At 42.7% G+C, this 24565-nt stretch carries 18 protein-coding genes; 5 read left to right on the top strand and 13 right to left on the bottom strand.

Annotated elements, in window-relative coordinates; translation table 11 throughout:
* Positions 1-1110: a twin-arginine translocation signal domain-containing protein gene (locus QWZ01_RS01280; protein WP_290321399.1), complete on the bottom strand. Its 1110-nt coding sequence runs from the start codon at positions 1108-1110 to the stop codon at positions 1-3.
* A 268-nt stretch (positions 1111-1378) separates the two neighbouring features.
* On the opposite strand from QWZ01_RS01280, the gene QWZ01_RS01285 reads away from it, so the two are divergent.
* From QWZ01_RS01285 to QWZ01_RS01295, 3 genes are read left to right on the top strand one after another with little or no spacing between them, the layout of a single operon-like run.
* Positions 1379-2767, top strand: a complete 1389-nt coding sequence (locus QWZ01_RS01285) for a sensor histidine kinase (RefSeq protein ID WP_290321400.1) — start codon at positions 1379-1381, stop codon at positions 2765-2767.
* Between the two features lie 17 nt (positions 2768-2784).
* A complete protein-coding gene (locus QWZ01_RS01290) occupies positions 2785-3162 on the top strand; it encodes a response regulator (protein ID WP_290321401.1) in 378 nt (125 codons plus the stop codon).
* A complete protein-coding gene (locus tag QWZ01_RS01295) occupies positions 3162-4205 on the top strand; it encodes an adenylate/guanylate cyclase domain-containing response regulator (protein ID WP_290321402.1) in 1044 nt (347 codons plus the stop codon). The genes QWZ01_RS01290 and QWZ01_RS01295 overlap by 1 nt, the downstream gene beginning before the upstream one ends.
* A 124-nt stretch (positions 4206-4329) precedes the next feature.
* Here the strand turns inward: QWZ01_RS01295 and QWZ01_RS01300 are convergent, their stop codons facing one another.
* Both QWZ01_RS01300 and QWZ01_RS01305 read right to left on the bottom strand, forming a co-directional pair.
* The gene (locus QWZ01_RS01300; protein ID WP_290321403.1) at positions 4330-5208 is read right to left on the bottom strand and encodes a YitT family protein; all 879 of its coding nucleotides are present in this window, start codon (positions 5206-5208) and stop codon (positions 4330-4332) included.
* Between the two features lie 11 nt (positions 5209-5219).
* Entirely contained in the window at positions 5220-5798 is a 579-nt protein-coding gene (locus tag QWZ01_RS01305; RefSeq protein WP_290321404.1) for an HD domain-containing protein, read from the bottom strand.
* 190 nt (positions 5799-5988) lie between these two features.
* Here QWZ01_RS01305 and QWZ01_RS01310 point away from each other — a divergent pair, with 190 nt between their 5' ends.
* Both QWZ01_RS01310 and QWZ01_RS01315 read left to right on the top strand, forming a co-directional pair.
* Positions 5989-7236: a dicarboxylate/amino acid:cation symporter gene (locus QWZ01_RS01310; RefSeq protein WP_290321405.1), complete on the top strand. Its 1248-nt coding sequence runs from the start codon at positions 5989-5991 to the stop codon at positions 7234-7236.
* 63 nt (positions 7237-7299) lie between these two features.
* The gene (locus tag QWZ01_RS01315; RefSeq protein WP_290321406.1) at positions 7300-7914 is read left to right on the top strand and encodes a trimeric intracellular cation channel family protein; all 615 of its coding nucleotides are present in this window, start codon (positions 7300-7302) and stop codon (positions 7912-7914) included.
* 58 nt (positions 7915-7972) lie between these two features.
* Here QWZ01_RS01315 and QWZ01_RS01320 read toward each other — a convergent pair whose 3' ends face one another.
* From QWZ01_RS01320 to QWZ01_RS01365, 10 genes are all read right to left on the bottom strand, one after another.
* Positions 7973-9505 carry a RagB/SusD family nutrient uptake outer membrane protein gene (locus tag QWZ01_RS01320; protein WP_290321407.1) on the bottom strand — a complete coding sequence of 511 codons (1533 nt, stop codon included), beginning with the start codon at positions 9503-9505 and terminating at the stop codon, positions 7973-7975.
* 23 nt (positions 9506-9528) lie between these two features.
* Positions 9529-12918, bottom strand: coding sequence for a TonB-dependent receptor (locus QWZ01_RS01325; RefSeq protein ID WP_290321408.1), 3390 nt, complete (start codon positions 12916-12918; stop codon positions 9529-9531).
* Between the two features lie 256 nt (positions 12919-13174).
* Positions 13175-14380, bottom strand: a complete 1206-nt coding sequence (locus QWZ01_RS01330) for a FecR family protein (protein ID WP_290321409.1) — start codon at positions 14378-14380, stop codon at positions 13175-13177.
* A gap of 94 nt (positions 14381-14474) precedes the next feature.
* Entirely contained in the window at positions 14475-15083 is a 609-nt protein-coding gene (locus QWZ01_RS01335) for an RNA polymerase sigma factor (protein ID WP_290321410.1), read from the bottom strand.
* Between the two features lie 182 nt (positions 15084-15265).
* Positions 15266-15868, bottom strand: a complete 603-nt coding sequence (locus QWZ01_RS01340) for a TMEM175 family protein (RefSeq protein ID WP_290321411.1) — start codon at positions 15866-15868, stop codon at positions 15266-15268.
* Positions 15869-15889: 21 nt separating this feature from the next.
* A complete protein-coding gene (locus QWZ01_RS01345) occupies positions 15890-17107 on the bottom strand; it encodes a glycoside hydrolase family 88 protein (protein ID WP_290321412.1) in 1218 nt (405 codons plus the stop codon).
* Positions 17108-17245: 138 nt separating this feature from the next.
* Positions 17246-18202 (bottom strand): hypothetical protein, encoded by a 957-nt coding sequence (locus QWZ01_RS01350; protein WP_290321413.1) that lies wholly within the window; start codon positions 18200-18202, stop codon positions 17246-17248.
* A 302-nt stretch (positions 18203-18504) separates the two neighbouring features.
* Positions 18505-20706 carry an outer membrane protein assembly factor BamB family protein gene (locus tag QWZ01_RS01355; RefSeq protein WP_290321414.1) on the bottom strand — a complete coding sequence of 734 codons (2202 nt, stop codon included), beginning with the start codon at positions 20704-20706 and terminating at the stop codon, positions 18505-18507.
* Positions 20707-20724: 18 nt separating this feature from the next.
* A complete protein-coding gene (locus QWZ01_RS01360; RefSeq protein ID WP_290321415.1) occupies positions 20725-22035 on the bottom strand; it encodes a hypothetical protein in 1311 nt (436 codons plus the stop codon).
* Positions 22036-22548: 513 nt separating this feature from the next.
* Complete coding sequence (locus tag QWZ01_RS01365; protein ID WP_290321416.1) at positions 22549-24216, bottom strand: alpha-amylase family protein; 1668 nt, start codon at positions 24214-24216, stop codon at positions 22549-22551.
* Between the last annotated feature and the right edge of the window lie 349 nt (positions 24217-24565).

A 24565-nucleotide genomic window follows, 5' to 3' on the forward strand; every position in this document is an offset into this window, starting at 1 on the left:
TTACACGCGGGTTAGTTTTACCGGTGCGGTATGGTACGCGTTCCACTGGCATACGTACACGTTTTTATCCTCATCAACACACACATCATGACCATGCTGAAATACAGGGTTTGTGGCCTGCAGTGTTTGCTGTAAAACACCGTTCTTGTAAACCGGAGCGGCACCGCCCGGATTAGAGATCACTTTGTTATCGGCATCAAGTATGGTTACAAAGCCCGAGTAATCAAAACGCTTACCAGCCGCGTCTTTTGACCAGCAAACACCTGCATAAATATTTTGATCGTTAATAACCGCGCGGCATACATACATTCCAGGCATATCAATACGTTTAATGAATTTACCATCGAGCGTAAATATTTTAAAACAGTTTTCCTCCCGCGAGGTACAGATCAATGTAGGGTTATTTTTATCGCGGGTATCAACGGTTATACCATGGGCATTAACCAGGTTATGATCCTTATTGGTGTTATGGTGACCACCAAAATGGCGGATATACTGGCCTTTGCTGTTATATTGGATAATATAATCAGAACCGTAACCATCGGCCACATAAATATCGCCGTTAGGCGCTACAGCGGTTTCGGTAGGTTTAAATGGTTCGTCGTCTTTATAAATGCCAATGGTACGCGGGTGGCCAATTGCAAATATCAGCTTACCATCTAAAGTGGTTTTTAACACCTGGCCCGACTGACCGTAGTTAGCGCCGGTTCTGTCAGATGCCCAGCCGCAATCTGTAAGCAATAGAAAATCTTCGCCGCCTTCTTTACTGATACTTAAGCCGTGACCGCCGGGTAATGAAGTTCCCCAATAATCAAGCAACTTGCCCGATTTATCAAATATCAGGATGTTGTTATGCGTGTGGTCGCCCAGCATAATGAGGCGGCCCTTGCTGTCCTGTACCATTTCATGGCAATTAGCAAGCGGATTACTGTTCACACTGATTTTGGCCCACCCTTTATCAGCTTTATAAGTATAACCACCCTGCCCAATGGTATGATCATCAGGCTGTATATCTTTATGTAAAATAGCAAAACTTTTTGCAGGAGCAGCCACTACTGCAGCCGATGCAATTGCAGAGTTTTTTATAAAATTCCTTCTCGATTTCTCCATTGGTTTATAATATGTTAGTTTGTTTGTACATAATGCTAATATAGGCATCTTTATCATTTCAATCCAACCATCGTAACCTAAAAAAATTTACTGATATTTAAATTTTAGCATGCAGGCATAGCTGCTCAGGCAAAAAAACAAACACTGCTTAATACATGAGTATAAAATATACGATGAACAGTTGATACATTTCATATATTTGAGATTAGGCATTTACCATGATGCTCAAATTAAGATACATCAATAATACCTGGCATTAACAATTTTTATGAGTATTGGATTAGAACCTTTTATTGCAATTTTCCTGGTTTCACAGCTGCGCAGAACCTTAAAAAGCGAGGGTATCAGCAGCCCCTGGAGCCAATACCTTGTTTATGCCTTTTATGCGGCGGTAGCTATCATGTGCCTTGGGTTCAGCGGTTTCGGGCATTCCATATTTATTATGCTTTTGGGCCACTTCCTGGTATTTGCCCTTGCAGCCATAGTATTTACCCGCGAAGAATTTAAAAGCAACCGGCCACTGATAACTTCGGTTATGCCTTATGTTGTAATTACCTTTGTTAGCGATATTATAGAAAAACTCCTTGTTAATTTTTATAATGATTACAACGAGTTTTTTGAAAGCGCCAAATGGTTTGCCATATTATGGTTTGCCGCCATGTGGTTCATAAACCGCAGGCAGGGCAAAGCGCTTGAACTTGAACGCAAAAGAAGACGCGACGAAGAAGAGCAGAATCGCATGATGGCCGCGATGAAAGTTAACCTGGAGAGCGAAGTAAGGCAGCGTACTGCCGAGCTAACCCAACAAAAGGAAGAACTACAGCAGGCTTTAACAGAGCTTAAAAGCACCCAGGCACAGCTGGTTCAGCAGGAAAAAATGGCTTCGCTTGGTGAACTTACCGCCGGTATTGCGCATGAAATTCAGAACCCGCTTAACTTTGTGAACAACTTTAGCGAAGTAAGCATCGAACTGCTTGACGAACTTAAGGAGGGCGTGTTTAAAAACCTGCCCGAAGAAGATCGTGAAGAGGCCGATGAGATCATGAACGATATTACCCAAAACCTGGCCAAAATAAACCAGCATGGTAAACGTGCCGATGCCATTGTAAAGGGTATGCTACAGCACTCAAGGGCAACCACCAGCAAAAAAGAACCTACAGATATTAATGCCCTGGCCGATGAATACCTGCGCCTGAGCTATCACGGGTTACGGGCAAAAGATAAATCATTTAACGCCGGTATGAAAACCAGCTTTGATCCTAACATTGGCCCGATTGATGCCATGGCACAGGATCTGGGCCGGGTACTTTTGAACCTGTATAACAACTCCTTTTACTCAGTTGCCGAAAAGAAAAAACTTATTGGCGATGGCTATGAACCAACTGTAAATGTTTCCACGAAATTAATAAAGCTTGCTACGGGAGGTAATGCCGTGGAAATTACGGTTGCTGATAACGGAATGGGCATACCGCAAAAGGTGCTTGACAAAATTTATCAGCCGTTCTTTACTACCAAACCAACCGGGCTTGGTACAGGGCTGGGTTTATCCATGAGCTATGATATTATTACAAAGGCACATAACGGCGAGTTAAAGGTTGAAACCCAGGAAGGCGAATACGCGCGATTTATAATTACTATACCCACAGTGGCAAACTAAAAACAAATTAATACTAAATGAAAATACTGGTTGTTGATGATGAGGTTGATGTGCAACCGCTGTTTACACAACGCTTCAGGAAAGAGATCAAAAGCGGTGAAATAGTATTTACCTTTGCACTTTCGGGCGAGGAGGCTATGACTTACCTTGAAAAAAATCATTCTGAGGTAATCCTCATTTTATCAGATATAAACATGCCCGGCATGAGCGGACTGGAGCTGCTTAAAAACATAAGAAGTACTTATGAAAAACCGCCTCCGGTTGTAATGATGATAACTGCTTACGGCGACGACGAAAATTACAAACAGTCAATGGATTTGGGTGCAAACGACTTTTTAACCAAGCCCCTTGATTTTAACAATCTGAAGGAAAAACTAAAACATATAGAACAATAATGGCCAAGATACTGGTGGTTGATGATGAATCGGATCTGGAATTGCTGATAAAACAGAAATTCAGAAAAAAGATCAGAGAAAAAGTATATGATTTTGTATTTGCTCAAAATGGCTTCGAGGCCCTAAAAAAGCTTGCAGAGCAGCCTGATATTGATGTGGTTTTAAGCGACATCAATATGCCCGAAATGGATGGCCTTACCCTGCTTACCAAACTGCCCGAAGCCAACCCTATATTAAAGGCTGTTATGGTTTCGGCCTATAGCGATATGGATAACATCCGTACCGCCATGAACCGTGGTGCCTTTGATTTTGTTTGCAAGCCAGTAAACTTCGACGATCTGGACATTACCATCGAAAAAACAATTTTACACGTTATTGAACTCAAAAAAACCCTGCAGGCTATTAAAGAGAACAACATCCTGCGCATGTATGTTGACGAGAATGTTTTAAACTTCATGACCCACAAAGAGTTTGAAACCAGCCTGCTCAGCAACGAAACCATTGATGCTACCGTTCTGTTTGTTGATATATGCGGTTTTACAGCCATATCTGAACATGTGCCTGCCAATACGGTTGTAGGCCTGATCAACAAGCTGTTTGATGGCATGGTAAAGGAAATTATAGCGCAAAGCGGCCATATTGATAAATTTATGGGCGATGCCGTAATGGCTGTTTTCCGTGGCGATTATCACCTTGACCGGGCCATTGACGCCGCGCTTGCCGTAAAGGATAAAATGCTTGCTGCCGACGAAATAGTTTACGGCAGTAAAACATTTAAACCAGAGGTTTCTATCGGTATCAATTCGGGTGAGATGATATCGGGTAATATCGGTTCGGCATCATTGAAACGTTTGGATTATACCGTGATTGGCGATGCTGTGAACCTGGCCCAGCGCCTGCAATCTGTTGCCAAGGCCAGCCAGATTGTTGTTACCAGCGATGTATATGAAAAGGCAAAAGAATCGTTCGAGTTTAATAAAATTGGCGAAGTAAACCTTAAAAACAAAGCCAAACCAGTAGAGATATACGAGGTGGTGAGTTAGAGGTTTTACGTTAGACGTAATACGTTTTACGTAAAATCAAAACTGCTATTAAGTCAATATAATGGTTTTTATGTTGGATACTTTCAGATAACGTATCACGTAAAACGTCCAACGTAAAACAATCTCAATGCTCGCGTACTCTTTTCTTCAATACACCACCGGCAGCCTCTTTAATACTGTTGGTGAACACAAAAGCTTTAGGATCGATACTATGAACCAGGTTCTTTAGCCTGCGTACTTCAAGGCGGGTTATTACAGTGAATATAATATCAACAGGGTGGCTTACGTCAAAGCTATCTTTCAAAAAGCCGCGCTCTCCTTTATATACGGTGATGCCCCGGCCCAGTTCCATTACCAGTCTCTCTTTAATAATATCGCTCTTGGCAGATATGATGTTTACGGCGGTGTATTCCTCCAATCCGTCGATAACAAAGCTGATGGTGCGCGATGCCGTATAATAGGTTAAAATTGAATATAATGCGGTAGGCAGGCCAAGTTCAAAGGCAGCAATCAGGAAAATAATAATGTTAATGCCTAAAATGATCTCGCTGATGGTAAAACTACTGCGTTTAAGCGTGTAAAGCGCCATGATCTCAATACCATCAAGTGCGCAGCCTCCACGTATGGAAAGCCCTACGCCAAGGCCCATGAAAACGCCTCCGAAGATAGATACCAACAGCTTATCAGAAGTGATTACCGGGTACGGTACATACAATAAACAAATCCCCAATGCTATAACGCAGGCAAAAGTTTTTAAGGCAAATACCTTATTAACCTGGAACACACCCATAATTATAAATGGAATGTTGGCTATGATTATAACAAAGGCAATATTTACATGGTACAATTCATGAATAAGCAGGGATATACCGGTTACCCCCCCATCAAAAAACTTGTTGGGTACTAAAAAACCTTTTAGTGCAAAACCGCAAAATAATATCCCGGCTATTACAGTTACTACATCCTTAATTATTTCAGGTAAACTGTGTTCCGATTTTGTCATGAATTATACTTTTAAAATATTTTTTTAATGATCTCTTCCAGGTGCTGCTGCTTTGCAGGCCGGCGTGTTTCGATGGCTGTTTTGGTAAAATAATGATGACTTTGAAAAAAGCCCACCTGTATTTTATCCCAGTCTAATTCCGTTTTTAAGCCATCGGTAATTACAAGTTCCGAAAATAGCTTTTTACTGAGTACAAAAAAATCATTCCGGCCTAAATAATCCAAATCAGCATCACAAATAATTTGACCTAAATGATCATGTGGAGTTTGCGGCAATTTGGTTGCCATAATAATATCGCAGATTTGGTCAATATCAGCAGGCGAGTACTCAAAGTTTGGCAAATATAACCCGGCTATTTCACATGATTTTAATTCATGGTCGGTTTGCCCGTATAAAAATCCCGTGTCGTGGAACAGTGCGGCTGTAAGCAGCAAAAGCTGTTCGTGCACTCCTATCCCCTCTTTCTGCGCTATGCGTTTTGATGCTGTGTAAACATCTACAGCGTGAAGCGCATTATGATAATAAAAATGCTCAGGAAGCTCGCTATTTAATTTATCCAGTATAAATATTCTGGCCTGTTCAATTTGCATCAGTCATTATAATTGACTGCTAATATATTAAATTGTTCTGCAAGGCGTCGTGCAAATTTAAACGCTAAGTTATGCATAAACCCGGTTGGGTTTTGCAGCTCCAAACGGAGCAATCAGTATTTTTAGTAGGGTAATTTTTCCAGCTTTTATCCATCAGGTCAATTTGCCGTATAACAACTATATTAGCCGCATGAATAGTTGGTTTAAAAACTACAAGGGCATCATACTGCTTATGGCCGGTATTATAGCGGGCAGTATAGCCGGTATTTTCTTAGGCAATAAGGTTGAACCCTTAAAACCAATAGGAGATATTTTCCTGAACCTGCTGTTCACAGCCGTGGTACCTTTAGTGTTTTTTGCCATAGCATCAGCCATTGCCGGGCTTGATAGTTCGCAAAGGCTCGGCCGCCTGCTGGGTATCACTTCTGCCGTATTTGTGGCTACGGTGCTTGTTGCAGCCATTGTAACTATTATTGCCGCGTGGATATTTCCGATACATCAGCACCTTGTAGCCAGCCCAATAACTGAGGCCATCGTTAAAAAACCTTTCGGCGATCAGCTTACCCAGCTATTTACCACCAGCGAGTTTTACCAGTTACTTTCCCGGAAAAGCATGCTGGCCATGATCATCTTTTCTGTATTGATAGGTTTCGCCACGCTGCGTTCGGGTGAGAAAGGTGCGGCCTTTGCCCGTTTTTTACACAGCGGTAATGAGGTTTTTAAAAATATCTTCATCCTCATCATGAAGCTTGGCCCCATAGGTTTAGGAGCATATTTTGCCTACCAGGTTGGCGTGTTTGGCCCGCAATTATTTGGCGGCTATGCGCGCTCAATGGCCTTATACTATGGCGTTGGCGCTTTTTATTTTGTAGTGCTATTCAGTTTATATGCCTTTATTGCCGGTGGTGTAAAGGGGATAAAAAAATACTGGCGCAACAATATCATCCCATCGGCAACGGCTATAGGCACCTGCAGCAGCATTGCTACCATACCTGCTAATCTTGATGCCGCTAAAAAGATAGGTATCCCTGATGTTATTGCCAATGTTACCATCCCTATAGGCGGTACGCTGCATAAGGAGGGCTCAAGCATATCATCCATAGTAAAAATGATAGTGGTGTTTGCCCTGTTCGGGAAAAGCTTTAACAGCGCCGATACCATTGTTATTGCCCTGGCCATGACCGTGCTGGTAAGCCTTGTTGAAGGGGGTATACCCAATGGCGGTTACATAGGCGAATTACTGTTCATATCGGCCTACGGTTTCCCGCCCGAAGCTCTCCCTCCCGCCATTATCATAGGTACCCTGGTTGACCCAATGGCTACCCTGTTAAATGCCACCGGTGATACTGTTGCCGCTATGCTGGTTACCCGCTTTAGCGAAGGCCGAAACTGGCTTAAGGCATCAGAGCAAGCACAGTCAACAGAAGCGGAGCTATAATTTAACCAGAGCAATTAGCTATATTTGATAGGCAGGAATCAAGAACCTGTTTATCAAAACCTTATGCTGCACATTTTATATATCATTGCCATTACTGCCGAAGCGATGACGGCTGCCCTCTCTGCCGGTCGCCGCGATATGGATTGGGTTGGTGTTTGTATCATAGCCTGGGTTACCGCGCTTGGCGGCGGTACAGTGCGCAATATTTTGTTTAACCACTACCCTATGAGTTGGGTTGAGCACCCTGAATACTTACTGATCACCGCTGCTGCTGCCCTGCTGGCTGCTATCATAGCATCCATTATGACCAAATTAAAAAAGCTGTTCTTATACCTTGATGCACTGGGTTTGGTAGTATTTACCATTATAGGCTGCCAGATAGCGCAGCAAATAAACCTGCCTGCAAGTATTGTTTTATTAAGCGGAATGATAACCGGTTGCGCCGGTGGTGTTTTGCGCGATGTATTGTGCAATGATATACCTCTGTTATTTCACAAAGAAATATATGCCAGCGCCTCGATAGTTACCGGGGCGGTTTATTTAGGTATTGAATATTTTGGAGGGAGCGAAGGGCTTGCTATTATTACAGCCTGCGTAATTGGTTTAACGCTGCGCCTGCTATCCATCAGGTATAAGTGGCAAATGCCCAAGTTTGTTTATCACGATGAGTGGCATTAAAACAAAAACGACTGCCCTTTTGAGGCAGCCGCTTTATTATTATATTAATTGAGAGTTATTACCAACCTGTGTTTTGAGTTAGTTTGTTATTTGTAGCTATTTCGCGTTGCGGAACAGGCCACAGGAAATACTGATCTTTCATGGTAACACCCTGCTCATTTGGAGTAGAAGTTGCCGGACCAAAAGTATTGTTTTTTACATCATAGATCTGGTGAGTACGCTGAATATCGAAGTATGATTTATCTTCAAAAGCCAGCTCGTGGTAGCGCTCTTTCCAGATAGCTATACGGAACTGGTCTTTTGTTAAACCAGCCAACGGAGCCAGGTTAGCACGAGCTCTGATCTGGTTAACGGCATCATAAGCATCGGCAGTTGGGCCATTTACCTCGTTTGAAGCTTCAGCAAAAGTAAGCATGGCTTCAGGTAAACGTAAGAAAGTCCAGTTTTCATCACATTTCCCGCTATTGGCCGTGCCTGATACAGAGCTTTCCACATGGAAATATTTGTACAAGCAATGCTCACCGAATATAACAACAGAGTTACCGTCAGAAGCCGGGTATTGTGAAAAATAGAACTGTTTTTCCTGAGTACGTTTGTCGCCTGCTTCGTAGCTGTTAAAAAATGCATCAGTAGGTATCATAGCACCCAAATGGTCACCATAAACACCAACAGGTTGGTTAAAAGGAACCGTTAATTGGGTGATGGCATTGGTTGCATTTTTTGTTGCATCATAATTGGCCTGAAATATCAACTCGCCTTGATTTTTGTGGGCGTTATCATGTAAATAGGCATAATCTGTAAATAGTGTATATGAAGGCAAAGCCAGTTTGGCCTCATCTGCAGCTTTCTGATAATTCTCAGTTTTCTGTAGTGGATAACCAGCCATGGTTAAATACACGCTTGACAATAACGTATGTACAGCACCCATGGATGCCAGCATACCATTAGTAGCCGGAAGGCCTGATTGTTCAGCTGCAAGTAAATCATTTACTACCTGGTCATATACCTGCTCTTTAGGCGTACGTGCGGGGTACAAAAGCGTGCTGTTCAAATCAACCGGAGTAGTTATCAAAGGCACATCTCCATATAACCTAACCAGGTGATAATAAAAGAAAGCCCTTAAAAAGTACGCCTCGCCAAGTAATGATTTCTTGGCAGCATCATCCATACTGATGGATGGTATACGGTTTAATGCAATGTTACACTCGGCTATGGCTGTATAGCTCCCTTTCCACATAGTTTCAAAACCAGGGTTAGTAGGATCGGTACGTTCAAATATAACGTTGTTGTTATTTACACTTTGCCCTAACGAAGTGGCATGACCTGCAAAAAGCTCCAGCGTTATAAACGGCGCTTCACCATAGGCATCACCATTCAGAAAAATGTAGGAACCATAGTTTTGACCATTATTAAAGTTGTTGCCGTAAATACCATTTACAAACGCACGTGCCTGGCTTCCAGTAGTAAAATAGTTTTGCTGTGTAAAGTTTGACCTATTAGGTTCGTCAAGATATTTTTTACAGCTGGTAACAGTTGATATAGCTATCAAGGCTAATAGGCCAGCCTTGTATTTTTTAAAATTAAATTTCATAATATGCTTATTTAGGTATTTAATTAAAAACTTGCATTTACACCAAGCAGATATGTTCTTGGTTTAGGATAATCATAAAACTGGATACCCTGAGTAAAGTTACTGCTACTGTTGTAGGTTGAAGTTTCAGGATCATACCCGGTATACTTAGTGATCAGGAATACATTTTGTGCCTGTGCATATATTCTTAAGCGGCTCAGTTTTATTTTCTTAACCAGGTTATCAGGGAAGTTATAACCTAAGGTTATGTTACGGCCACGGATAAAATTACCGCTTTCAACCTTGGTTGAATAGATTTCTGTTTGATAGTAAACGTAAGCCGGACGATCTTGTGCTATACTGGTATTTTGATGATCTGGTGTCCAGGCATTTAATACGGTGGCATAGCTATTGGCCTGACCGGTACGATCCTGACCTGAGTGACGGGTTAAGTTCATGATCTGGTTGCCATAGTTAAACTGCAGCTCGATACCCAGGTCAATCTCTTTGTAACGGAAGGTGTTGGTAAATGTTCCATAACCAGATGGGGTTGATTTACCCAATATCTGCTTATCATCAACAGTGATCTTTCCGTCGCCGTTAGTATCCTGAATTTTTAAGTCGCCAGGAAGTTTGCCGTATTTGGCAGCATCTGCAGCTTCGGCGGTACCCCAAGTACCTAATACTTTGTAGCCATAGAACACGCTGGCTGGTTGACCTACACGCAGTAAGTTAAACTGTGACAGGAATGTTGGTGCCAAAAAGATATCGTCATTCGCATCACCTAAGTGAAGTATTTTATTTTTCAGGAAGGAGATATTGAAGGTGGTATTCCAGCTAAAGTTATCGGTTTTAACGTTAACAGAGTTGATAGTTAACTCGATACCTTTATTTTCAAGGCTACCAATGTTTTTGAAAACGCTGTTATAACCGCTGCTTTCTGGTATTGGTGCATTCAGCAATAAAGCTTTGGTTTTTTTGTAATAAGCATCCGCGTCAACATTTAAACGATTGTTGAACAAACCGAAGGCTACACCAAAGTTAAACTCACTGTTTTTTTCCCATTGCAGATCCGGGTTACCAGGGCTGCCGGTATCAATTATGGTTCCTGTGCCTCCTGTAACTGTAGTACCAGACACGAGGTTAGCCTGAGAGCGGTACTGACCAATTTCTGAGTTACCGGTTAAACCATAGCTAAATCTCAGTTTCAGATCAGAAATGGTTTTGTTGTCTTTCAGGAAATCTTCCTGAGATACACGCCAAGCCAATGCCGCTGATGGGAAGAAACCATATTTTTTTGAAGGACCAAAGCGTGATGAACCATCCTCACGACCGGTTAAGGTTAACAGGTATTTATCTTTAAAACCGTAATTGATACGTCCAAAAAATGATTGTATCTGCCATGCATAATAGGCTGAGGCCGGTGTACCGGGAGTTGCGCCTACACCCAGGTTATTAAAGCCAAAGTAATCATCTGATAAACCAGATGTTGAAGATCCAACGCTCAGTTCGTTAAAGTTTTGGCGTTCTGTACCTACAACTACGTTTAATGAGTGTATTTTATTGAACACTTTGTTATAGGTAAAGTGATTTTCCCATTGCCAGAAAGTGTCATTATATTCATTGATAGAAGCAGAGCTGTTGCTTTGATCAACAGTAGCACCACCTACTAAACCGGTTTGGTAATGCGGGTTATAGTTAGCCTGTGTAGTAACACCTATAGTACTGCGAAATTCCAGACCCGGTGCCAGATTCAGGTTTAAATAACCGTTACCGCTAAATATGCTTTTGCGATACAGGTTGTGAATTTCATTAGCCTGAGCAACCGGGTTATCGCCACCTTCTAAGTTAGGATAGTCGGTTCTCTTACCATATGAACCATCAGGATAGCGGATAGGTATGAACGGCACCATCTCAATTAACATACGAGGGATGACGTTACCACCTGTACCGTCATCTGCAGTACGTTGCTCCGAGTTGTTGTAATTGAAGGTTGCACCAACTTTTAACCACGGTTTAATCTGGTTATCAATTGTTAAACGCGCGTTGTAACGTTTTTGGTAACTGTTTAATATGATACCTTCGTCATCAGCATAGTTCAGGAATAAACCGTAAGTAAGGTTATCGGTACCACCGGTAAATGTAACGTTATGATTTTGGCTATAAGCTGTACGCGTAGTGGCCTTTTGCCAATCAACATCGTATAACGGATTCAGGTTCTGATCAAATAACTTTCCGATCAGCGCGGTACGGATCTTTTTAGGATCATCATCTACATACTTACCTGCAGCCCATCCGGCCGGGTCATATTTAGGGATGTTGGCGTATGACTGGTCTTCAACAGATAAAAACTGCTGCGAGTTCAAAACAGGCAATTCTTTAGCCATTACGCTGATGCTTCCGTAAGCGTCGTAACTAACACTACCTCCTTTTTTACCACGTTTGGTAGTTACCAGGATTACACCGTTAGCACCACGGGTACCATAAATAGCTGTTGATGATGCATCTTTAAGTACATCAATAGTTTCGATATCGTTAGGATTCAAAGCTGAGCCACCTGCTGTCCAAATCACCCCATCCACTACATAAAGCGGATCGGTTGCTGCATTGATAGAGCTGTAACCACGGATACGGATCTTGGTTTCGCCGCCCGGTGCACCAGAGTTGGTTGATACGTTTACACCGGCAATTTTTCCGGCAAGTTCCTGCTCAACGTTAATAGCCGGACGATCCTGTAACTGTTTAGCACTAACGCTACCAACCGAGCCGGTTAAGTCTACACGTTTTTGTGTACCGTAACCAACAACTACCACTTCGCTAAGGGCTTTAGGCAGTTCTACCAGTGTTACGTCAAGCTGTGCCTTGTTATTAATATTTATCTCTTGTGAGGTATAACCCACAAAGCTAAATACAAGGGTTCCGTTCGCGCTTGGAGCATTAAGGGTGTATTTACCATTAACATCAGTAACGGTACCTACGTTTGACCCTTTTACCCTTACGCTTACACCAGGAAGCGGGCCTTTGGAATCGCTAACAGTACCCTGCACTTTAAACGCCGCTACGGCAGCTGCGTTCTCTTCTTTCTTTTTAACTACAATGGTTTCATCAAAAACCTTGTAGGTTAAGGGTTGGTCTTTAAAACATTGATCAAGGGCTTCTTCAAGGGGGGCGTTAGAAAGCTCAATGTTGATTCCTCCTGCTTTTGACACATCATTTTTGTCATATAAAAAATGATAGCCGGTTTGTTTTTCAATAGCACGCAGTACTTTTTCAACTGAGGCATTCTTTTGATGCAGCGTTACTATTTGACTATAGCTTTTCGCACTTACGTTGGTAAGGGCGGCAATCATAATAATAACTGTTAGCTTCATAGCCAGTATTATTTTGGATAATTGAGGCCATGCCAAAGGCGTGGCCTTAGAATTAAAATTCATAAGTTTGTAGAGTTTGGGTTAAACATTAACTTTCAATTCGTCGATTGCATTTTTTTGGGGCCCAGATATTTAGCCGGGTTAGTGCTGCAAACACTTCCCGGTTTTTTTATGCCTGTATTTTTACTGTTTGTGGTGAAGTTTGCACCGCAAAAGAAACGAAGGCCAGAGTCCCGGAAGAGGCTAACTGGTTTTGTGTATTTCTTTCATCATAGCGTTTTTTAAAGGGTGAATAGTTGGTTATTATGGTATTAAGTAATTACATGGTTATGGTGATATGCTTATCTTCTATTTTAAAATTTACACCTTCGTATTTAAGCATATTCAATAATTCGGAGGCTTTAACGTTACGCGAGATACGGCCCGTAAATTCACGCTCGGGTATCTTCCCCTCGTAGGATACACTTACATCATACCAGCGCGAAACCTGGCGCATAATTGTTTCGATACCTGCATCGCTAAACTGAAACAAGCCGTCTTTCCAGGCTATAGAATCATCTGCATCAGGATTGTTCACCACCCTGATCTGTCCATTCTGATTAAGTGAAGCTTGCTGACCAGGCTTTAAAACACTGGCGTTTTCATTGTTGCTTATTTTTACCGCCCCTTCCAGCAGGGTTGTTTTTACCGCGTTTTCATCATTATAAGCCATCACATTAAAGTGCGTGCCCAATACTTCAACCAAAACATTATTTGTTTTTACCCTGAAGGGTTTCTCAGCATTTTTAGCCACCTCAAAGTAAGCTTCGCCGGTAATTTCAACATCGCGGGTTTTACCTGTAAATACAGCCGGGAAACTAACCGATGAAGCAGAGTTTAACCAAACCTTACTGCCATCGTTAAGTACAAGCTGGTATTGTCCGCCGCGCGGAGTAGATACGATATTAATTTCTGATGCATCATTTTGCCCCTCATTACCCGAGCGGTAAACCAGTTGGCCATCCCTTGTTTTATTGATCTGGGCATCGCCCTGCTTGGCCAAAACGCCGTTCTGCGCATTGTCAAGATAAATCGTTTTACCGTTTGCCAAAGTTAAAACAGCTTTATTCCCCCCCGGAAAAACGTCATGGGCAGGTTGGTTTTTAGCAAAATCCTTTCCACCTGCTGCCTGCTTTTTTTGCTTTATAAAAACGTAGGCGCCAAAGCTCACAAATACCAGTAAAGCCGCGGCTACACCAAGCTTTACCCATGGTATATTGTTATCGGGAGGTCTTATCTGATAGGAGTTATCATGATCGGTTTTATTCTGTAAGATGTTGTTCAGCATGCTCATGCTTTTCGCGTGGTCAAAAAGCGGCTCGTTAGTTTCCAGATCGTTCCAGGCTTGCTGAATAAGCGCCGTTAGCTCGGCATCATTTGCAGATGCATTAATAATTTGAAATAACTCTTCCTGTTCCTGAGCTGTAGCAGTTTGATTATAGTAGCTATTGAAAAGATAGCTTAACCTTGCATTAAATGCACTCATATGGTAGAATAGTTATTAGTCATCTGTAAATAATTGGCAAATGAGGTTTTTGGGAAACTTCACTTGCATGACAACTAATACCTAAAAAAAGGGGCTACCGGATTTTAAAAAAAATTAAAAAACTTTTAATTGTTACCAGCAGCATAGCGGTAACTTCCAGATGCTCATGCACATACTCGGTTATGGATATCGTAGCAATTTGTAAATATTTTTTTACGGTTTCGCGCGATAGCTCCAACTGATCGGCTATTTCGGCATACTTGAGGCGGTTATGCCTGCTCAGTAAATAAACTTTTTGTTGCTGAGGCGGTAATTGATCAATTGCCTCGTCAAGCAGGTTATAATACATGTCTGTATCTGTGGCATCGGGTATCATGACCTTTACATCACTATCTTCCAGCTGTTTTACAAAAGTTCGTTCTTTGGCCAGTTTTTTCAGGCAGTTTAAGGCGTGATTTTTGGAGATCACGAACAGGTAAGCCTTAAAATTATCAACCCCCACCAATGACTCGCGTGTGAGCCATATTTTTAAAAACACATCCTGCACCACCTCTTCGGCCAACTCGGCCGAGTTTGTTATGCGTATCATGTGCACACCTAATTGCTGGTGATACATCATAAATAATTTCTGAAAGGCTTGTTCATTGCCTGAAGCTACCTGCACCAACAATTCACTCTCATTTACCGGAGCAATATCAAACATAGAAAAGGGTATAATTGTGCCAAATAATAAAACTTTACATAATTTATGACAGCACCTGATTACATAAAATAAAATCAGTGCTATAACACCATTACTGTGATAAGGTTTAAAATTTGCAGGTAAAAACCTCTTTCAGAATTATACTATGTTGATTGGCAGGAATATAATATCTAAACTAATATTTATTCTTCAATTTTTAATGAATCATCCTTTAATTTATTTTCTATCCGTTTATCAGGTATAAACCATATGGCGGCCACTACGCAATACAAGGCAAAACTCAGGGTGGAGCTCACCCAAGATAAGCCAATGGCCAGTATATAAATGAATACGGAACCTATACTTTTCCAGTCGTGACCCAGTACATTAGCAATAAGTGATTGTTCGCCATTGTGTTTTATGAGCGTTTTTTGTAAAATATCATATGAAAACCCAGTCATGGCCAAAACTGCACCATAACAAATCACGGGTATTTGTGTAAAATGGTTCTCCCCCATCCAGCTGGTTACAAAAGGAATCAGCGAAAGCCAAAACAGCATGTGCAGGTTGGCCCAAAGTACAGTACCGTTCACCGATCGTACTATGTGCATCATATGGTGATGGTTGTTCCAGTAGATGCCCACATATATAAAACTCAAAATATAGCTCATAAATACCGGTAAAAGCGGTTTTAACGATTCCAGTGTATCATCATGAGGAACCTTCAGTTCCAGCACCATAATGGTAATGATAATGGCTATAACACCATCACTAAATGCTTCTACCCTACTTTTACCAAAAGCCATATATTTTCTGTTTTGCAGTGTTTACTTATTGGTTACAAATTCATCATACCTTTTCATCGCTTCAATAAAATAATAATCAGCATAAGTTAAAGGTACGTCAATCTCGGTTCCGGCAGGGAAATGCCCCACGCTATGTTCTAAAATAAAGCCGCCATTGGTACCAAGCGGTGCTTTGTAAGCCGGCGATGATAATGTTTTCAATATGGTTTCTGCAGTGTTAAAATACTCCTGCCCCTTATTGTTATCAGCATACTTGCAAAGTTCAAGCAATGCCGAAGCCGTTATGGCGGCCGCCGATGCATCTTTCAAAGCATTGGGAATATTGGTTGCGTTATAGTCCCAGTAGGGTATTTTATCAGCCGGCTGGTTAGGGTTAGGGTTAGTAAGTATAAACCGGGCAATATTTTGTGCCTGATCAAGATATTTTTTATCCTTTGTTTCCCGATACATCACTGTGAACCCATAAAGGCCCCAGGCCTGCCCGCGCGCCCATGCCGATTCATTTGCAAAACCCTGCGCTGTTTTCTTTTCTTTCACTGCGCCCGTTTGCGCATCATAATTAATTACGTGGTAAGAGCTATAATCAGGCCTGTAATGATTTTTTATGGTGGTGTTAGCGTGAGTAACCGCAATTTTATAATAGCTGGAATCGCCGGTTTCACGGGTGGCCCAAAACAGCAATTCGAGGTTCATCATGTTATCGATGATCACGAGATAGTCTGACGGGTTTTTTGAATCCCATGATTTAATACAGCCAATAGTTGGGTTAAACCTTGTTGATAACGATTTAGCACTATTGATCAGAATTTGTTTATACTCCGGTTTAGGCTCAGTTCTGTTGGCATTGCCAAAACTGCAATACATCATGAAACCCAGATCGTGTGTGTTCTTATTATATTGTTCTTTAGCTAAAACGCCCAAAATGCGGTTAGCTTCCGTCAATAATTGTTCATCATGATTTTGCTCGTACAGATACAATAAGCTGCCCGGGTAAAACCCGCTGCACCACCAGCCCGAGTTACTATTTTCCTGTTTTTTGGTATCGGGATGATAGGTTTTCGGAAACTCCTGCGGACCTATCTGTTTGGCCAGTAATTTATATTGCGCGTTGGCATCCTTAAAATTCTTTTTAAAAGTATTTAAAAGCTGGTTTTGCGGTTTAAAGCTGGTTTGGGCATTTACGCTTAATGCGGTCAATAAAATGGCACAAAAGGTAATATGCACACGGCTGAATTTCATAAAGGTTTTTACAGAATTGGCTGGCTATAAAAATGCATATTTTGATTGAAATTACAAGTAAAAACAATACTATAATGATTATAAGAGCCTGATCACATAACCAGGCTCTTATAATATACTGTTTAACAGCTCAGTATATTAAAAAGTACTATTTTGTGGGGTATTCCATTTAGAGTCAACAGTAATACCAAAACTTGAGGGGGCTTGTTTAAATAAGTATCCGGATAATATGTATTGCGTGTTTTCTGAAATCGATAACGATTGGCTGTCGTCAGGGTTGGTGTGCCCTATCAGTACATCAGTTGAGTTATAAGCCCTGATACTTGTGCTAAAGTAGCTAAACGGCCATACATATGTAGAAAATTCAACATTTGCTTTTCCTTTATCGCCACTGTTCACCGTAAAAGTTTGGATTCGGTCGTCCCAGCCACTGCCATGGGTTCCGTCAAAGGCCACCCCACCATCAACCATATCATAAAGCGGGGCTGCATTACCAATGGTTACTTCTACCCTGCTAACATCGGCTGGCAAAACATCTAATAATTTATAAGTTATTTGGCCTACTATTCTCTTCAAAACAATATTCTGCGTGCCTGCACCGGTTACATCAAATTCAAGTTTCTGCAAAAAGGTGTCAGTTATATTCTCATTATTTTTATACCCTAATGCCGGGTGATAAGTACCATCAACCAGGTTTAGGAATGCATTGGTAACATAATAGTTTGATGATGTTGAACCTACAAAAAATATAGTGTAGTGCCCCGCCGCAAGTGAATCGGTTATTGTACCGAAACCAGCATCTGTTGATTTCTGATATATATTTTTAACAAGTTTTAATGAGTCTTTATTCCCGGTATAGGCATAATAACTCAGGAATTTAATAGCATCGGTAAGGGCGGCATTGGTACTGAGTTTATCCGAACTAATACCTTTGGTTTCTTTAGTAAAGCCGCTGAGATTAAAACCAACAGCATACCTTTTTACTCCTTTAGTTCCACCTGTTTCAGCCGGGGTCTGGTTATGTGGAGTAGACTCTTTTTTACAGGCGCAAAAGGCCATACTCAAGCCTATGGCCCAAATTAATTGTTTTTTCATAAGTAGGTTTTTTATTTTATTAAGTTTATAAGCGATTGTACAAACAGCGATATTATTACACAGGGGGATGTATGCTGTTTAGGTTTAGTTTATAATATATGATGATACAAGAATCATCATATATTATTTAACATTCACAAGTTATAACTTATTGATAATAAATAAGGTAACAATATATACACAATATTTGAGAAGATTTATGTGCAATAAGAGGCATCCTGCATGAATAAAATTCACAGGCACGATATTTTGAAAATAATTTTCATATATCAATCGGTATTAGTGTAAAAGCAAAATTGCAATTACAACCCAAAACAAACATACTCATCGCCAGATTTGCTGCCTATTTTGCCGCCGCCGCAGGCTATTACCACATATTGTTTGCCATCAATACTGTAAGTTGCCGGTGTCGCATAGCCTGCCGCCGGTAGCTGGGCTTCCCACAATACTTTGCCCGTTTTTTTATCAAAGGCCCGTATCTTTTCGTCTTTAGTGGCCGCTATAAATATCAGCCCTCCTTTGGTCACCAGCGGGCCGCCATAATTTTCGGTACCGGTAACCGGGATTCCGCGTTTGGTTAGCTCCGGATATTCGCCAAGCGGCACTTTCCATAATAATTTGCCCGATGTAAGGTCGATAGCATTGAGCGTGCCCCATGGTGGTTTAATGCCGGGATAACCGTCTTTATCAACAAAGCGGTTATAACCGGTCATGGTATAGGGAATCTCATCCACCAGTTTCTTTTCCTGTTTGGTGCTCGCGGTTCTGTTGGCAACAGGTTCTTTGGCTACCACTTTAGCGGCTTTTTCATCGGGTAATTTCAGCAGGAACGCCAGCAGGGCCTTTTTATCGGCCGGGGCAATTTGTTTAAAGGATGGCATCATATTACGGCCATTGGCAATGATCTGGCTTACTTGGTCTTCCTTATATTTTTTGCCGATATTAACCAACGATGGGTATGAGGTACCGTTGCCCTTCAACTCGGGGCCATGGCAGGCCAGGCAGTTTTTATTGTAGATCATCTGCCCGATACCCTTCAGCGACTGATCGCCGGTTGATTTAGGTACAGCTATCATTACCTGCGCCCAGGGCATCTCCGAACTGTTTACATACATGATCTTGGTTTCGGCATCAACCGCTGCTCCGCCCCATTCTCCGCCGCCATCAAAACCCGGAAATATCCAACCTCCTGCCTTACTTGGCGGTGTAAACATGAGGCGGTTTTTAACCTGATTATACTTCTGCATCATATCCTGATGCGTTTCGGGCGACAGATCAGTTACATCCTCCGGATTAAACATCTGTCTTGCAAAAGGCTGTGGCAAAGTAGGTATAGGCTGCGTTGGCCATGCCTGCTCGCCGGGCAGCGCCAGCGTAGGTACAGGCTTTTCAACTATCGGAAATATGGGTTCTCCGTTTGTTCTGTCGAACATAAAAATATAACCATGCTTGGTGATCTGCGCCACGGCATCAACCTGCTTACCATTATGGTTGATAGTTACCAGGTTGGGATTGGCAGACAGGTCACGATCCCACAGATCATGATGTACCACCTGGAAATGCCATTTCAGTTTACCAGTAGCAGCATCCAAAGCCAATAAAGTATTACTGAACAGATTTTTCCCCTTGCGAAAACCGCCATAAAAATCACCACCGACAGAGCCCGTTGGGATATATACAATACCCCGCTTCTCATCCAAAGCCATACCGGCCCAACTGTTAGCCCCGCCAAATTTTTTCCAGGCGGCAGTATCCTTCCATGTTTCATAGCCCTTTTCGCCCGGATGCGGGATGGTATGGAATATCCACCGCAGTTTACCCGTAACCGCATCATAAGCCCTGATATGCCCCGGCGCAGCATCGGCTGATTCAGCTACGCGGGTACCTACGATAAACAGATCTTTGTAAACCACTCCAGGTGTTGTACCCGCCACAAATGATTTGGTTTCGCGACCCAGATCTTTAGTCAGGTCGATAAATCCGTCCTTGCCAAACGAGCGTACTGGTTTACCCGTTTGCACGTCAATGGCGAATGTTTTGGCCCCTACACTGTAAAAAATGCGTTTTTGGTAGCCACTATGGTCTTGCCAGTAAATTACTCCCCGGCTTACCTTGTAATAAGCCATGGGGTCGCCGTTGTTAGTGGTATCTTCTTTAGCTGGATCAAACAACCATTTTTGAGTGCCCGTTGCCGCATCCAAAGCAAACAATTTCAGCTTAGGGCTGGTGCCGTATAGCATACCATCAACCATGATAGGGTTACACTGGTTTTGGCTGCGGTTGGCGGTATCCTTGTCATGAGTGCTATAAGTCCAAACCTGTTTTAGCTGCTTTACATTACTAAGGTTGATCTCTTCATTTGATGAATAACGATTGCCTTCCTTACCACCCGCATAAGCGGGCCAGCCACTGTATGTATCCGCCTCGGCAACAGGTTCATTTTTACAGGAGCTATAGCATACCACTGTTAAAACAGTACATAAAGAGATCAGCTTCACTTTCATGACAAGGGTATTTAGGTTTTATTTATTGATCAAACTGGCCGGGGTCACTTCATTGCTCAGCAACTTGCCGAATAGTTCCCAGCGTTTCTCGGGTGTTTTGGCAGTACCGCCGTTGCGTTCAACGTAGTTTTTGACAAGGTCCTGCCCGTAGTTGTAGTTTATTACATAGCTACGGTATTTTTTGATAAAGCTCAGGGATTTATCAGCTGTTTCATCGTTCATGAGGCAGTACTTAGTGAGGTAGTTCCGGGCCTTATCGCGCGATAGGGTATTGTTGATGAGTCCCCTTGCGGCCTCGTTACGCGCATAATTTAAACTACCTTTTATAGCCAGCGCCTTAAAATACAGATCGATACCGACAGTATCTAAACCGGCCAATGGCAGCAGTACCGTTTTGGCGAACTTCACCTTATCATCCCCCGGGAAAGCCACTTCAATACCGTAGTTAGCACTCCCCTCTGCAATTAATGATTGAGGGCTGAACAGCGGGTACATCGAAATCTCAACCCAGCCTTTATCATGGTAAAGGTGTTTCTCCAACAGCATGTTATACACGTGATGGCCGGGATAGCTTTCATGACTGCCTACATCAATGGCCCTGTCAATAAATACTTTCAGGTCGGTATTTATTTGTACCGTGCTCTTGTAATTGCCTTTGTACCAGTTGTAGCCGCTCCATGGTTTGTCTGTTACATACTCCAGCGTAAAACTTTCGCCGGCAGGCAATTTGTAGTGGGCCAATGTACGTTTGCGGGCCTCGGCAATGGCAGCCTGCATCACAGCATCCAGCTTATCTTTGGGGATAATAAATTTATTGGCCAGCTTTTGAAATCGGTCATTTACACGCCCTTTGCCTGGTAATATGCTATCCAGCTGGGCTATCTGGGCCTTAAAATAATCTTCATTGTAAACCGGTGCCGCTACGCCAAACAGTTCTCTTGACTCCTCATCAAAGGGGCGTTCCTCGCCCGAGAAAATACGTATCCGACGGCTAAAGGCAACCAGCTGATCGGCTATCCAGCTGGCCCGCATTTTATTGGTATCAATTGTTGATGAGGTGGCTATAACTTTCAACTCGTTCATCAGGCTGTTGGCATTGGCCAGCAGGCTATCCTTCGGAAAATCCTTTAGTGGCTCCTGCCTTGGCTTCAGCGAATCGGGACCGTAGTAGGCATCCACAAAATCGGTATCGTATTGGCCTATGCTGAGGCCCAGCCTTACGTATTCGGTTGCCAGGCTGTTTAGTTTTTTATTTTCGAGATCCTGAGCCGGGTTGTTATGGCATGAAAGCATAAAAATCACAGGCAAAAAAATCAGTAGTTTCCTCATGGTTATGTTATCCGGGTGAAAGTAAATGTTGAACAAGATAATGATTCCATTGTTTACAAAACGAAAACGCTTTCTGAGTGCACCCTCACTTTTTAAAATTTTATTTTAACACTTTTTGATTCAGAATTGACACAAAATATCCCGGTTTCATTGCAAAAAACTAAGTTTTCTTAATTAAAATACAGATTCCAATCACTTTTTAATACGTTTTTGGAGCTTTAAAAAGTATCAACTTATTGATATTCAAATAACTGTTTTAAATTGACAGATTCCGGATCATTTTCATCCTTAACCAAACAGCCCTGTCCTCTTTGATCAAAGAGAACAGGGCCGCTGTGTTTTGTAAATATACGAAAATTTGCCGGCATGGCCTAATCAGCCGGCACCAGAATCATGATTAAAAATCCTCTAATCCAACAAATCAGTTTAATCGTGGTTCAGGCAACAGTTCGCGATTGCTTCGTCGCTCCTCCTCGCAATAGCAAATTTTCCAGACACGCACGATGGGTGTATCTACGCCCAGTTAAAATCAACAATCTTATTGTTCAACCTCCATTTATCGGGTTGAATGTTGGTTTCCCAGTCTAAAGGCTCGCCTACGGGTTGAACTTTGGCAGCCTGGGCAAAGGCTTGTTTTATGGCGGCGCGCTGTTCGGTTCCTAAAGCTTCGGGCTGGGCCGAGATGAAGAGCGGCGCACCGCTTTCGGCCAGTAATTGCAGCCATTGCTTGTTCCTGTCCCAGCTTATGTGAGTGGTAAGGCCAACGCAATCGCCATCAACGGCATAAAATTTATCGTGCTGCGTAAGGCGGAAAGCCAGTGTGTTTACCCCCATTTTGCGGGTGCGCTCCCATTCCTTACCGCTGGTGTCATCGCCTATACGGCAAAGCTCAAACACCCCTGCCGACAAGTGGCTCATGGTATTACAACCTATGATGTACATGCTGCCCGCAGCTTGGCGGATGGCCCCGTACAGATCATTAATGATCTCGGCAGTGGTTTTACTGCGGTCGTTAAAGTTCCAGTTGGGTGCGGTAATACTGTCTTTCATATCAAAACCCCAGCGGCCTGTGATATCATAGGTACTGAAGTCGTGTTTCACCATATCATAACCCCATTGCTTGTAAACCTCAAAATTGTGTTTAATGCGTTCTATATTTTCGGGAATTGTAGGGTCGAGCACCGGGTTCTTCGGATCGTCGCGGCCCGGTATTTTGGGAGCCAGCAAACTGGCCTTTTCATCATGTTTGGCACACAACGGGCGCATCCACAAACCGGGGCGCATACCCAGGTTCTTGATCTCGTTGCCAAGCAGGTGCATATCCTTAAACTTATCGTTCGGTTTTGAAAAATCATCGTTCCAGCCGCCATCTCCCGGCAGCAACGGCGAATACTGCGCCCAGCCTGCATCCACTACCGAAAACGGGCGGTTATGCGTATCGGTAACCAGCTCGGCCATCATAGCGGTGGTTTTCTTGATCAGATCAAATGAGTTATTGCCATAGGCAAAATACCAATCGTTAATGCCATAAACCGGCTGTTTAGGCAAACGCGGATTCGGGCACATCATGCCGCAGAACCTGCGGGTAGTATAAAAAGCGTTTTCTCCGGGCCTGCCGTTAGTGGTGATCACATCCGCAGCATGCAGCTCGCGCGAGCCTAACAACACTCCGTTACCTCCCGAATGGGTATCCAACGTTAGCTCCAGGCTATCATTGGTGAGGCCCCACCAGCAAATACTTTTGCAGCCGGTTTTTACCCCGAAGCAGGCGGTTTGCTTATCGTCGTGAATGATTACATACCACGGATTTTTAACCCCATCGGGTTTAGTTTTCCATTGCAGATCGCCATAGGAGCGTTCCCAATGGTCGCCCAGAAATTTGGAATTCGGCGACAGGTTATGTTTCCACTTTAAACGTACCGCGTTTAATTGCTGCGTTGGCGAACTCACAAACACACCCTTGGCATCGCCGCTATTTTTGAGCCTAAGGCTGATGTCTTTATGAGTAAATACGTTGCCGTTAGTACCTTCCAGCTTAAACCATTCCTCGCCCGATTGCGCCCAAACCTCGTCGGGAGCGTTGACAGCGGTGGTTAATGTTGATGTTGCATGAGTAATACGGCTAAATAAAGCAGCTGCCGCGGTAGTGGTTGAAAGTTTAATAAAGTGTCGCCTTTGCATAGTAAGATATTGGTTATACAACAATACTAAAAGGTTTCAGCTATTGGAAATGATTTTTCTTTTTTGTCTGAACCTGGATTGGGGGGTTGAAGGGGGTAGCGTGATTTTATTTCCCCTCCTGCTTACCGCAAGCGTCCCGCTTGTGGTAAGCAGGACAGTTTTCTGATCTTCAAATTATACGACAAGCAGGACAGTTTTCTAATTTACAAATTATACCACAAGCGGGACGCTTGCGGTAGCGGAAGATATTTTATGCCGTTGTTGGTGTTGTCACCAACAATTTCTTTATCAAACATAGCATATTAAGTAATCATGCGATAAGCTTTCAGCTTACTTCAGCTGGAAGCTG

Source organism: Mucilaginibacter aquaedulcis, from assembly GCF_030409325.1.
Taxonomy (GTDB): domain Bacteria; phylum Bacteroidota; class Bacteroidia; order Sphingobacteriales; family Sphingobacteriaceae; genus Mucilaginibacter; species Mucilaginibacter aquaedulcis.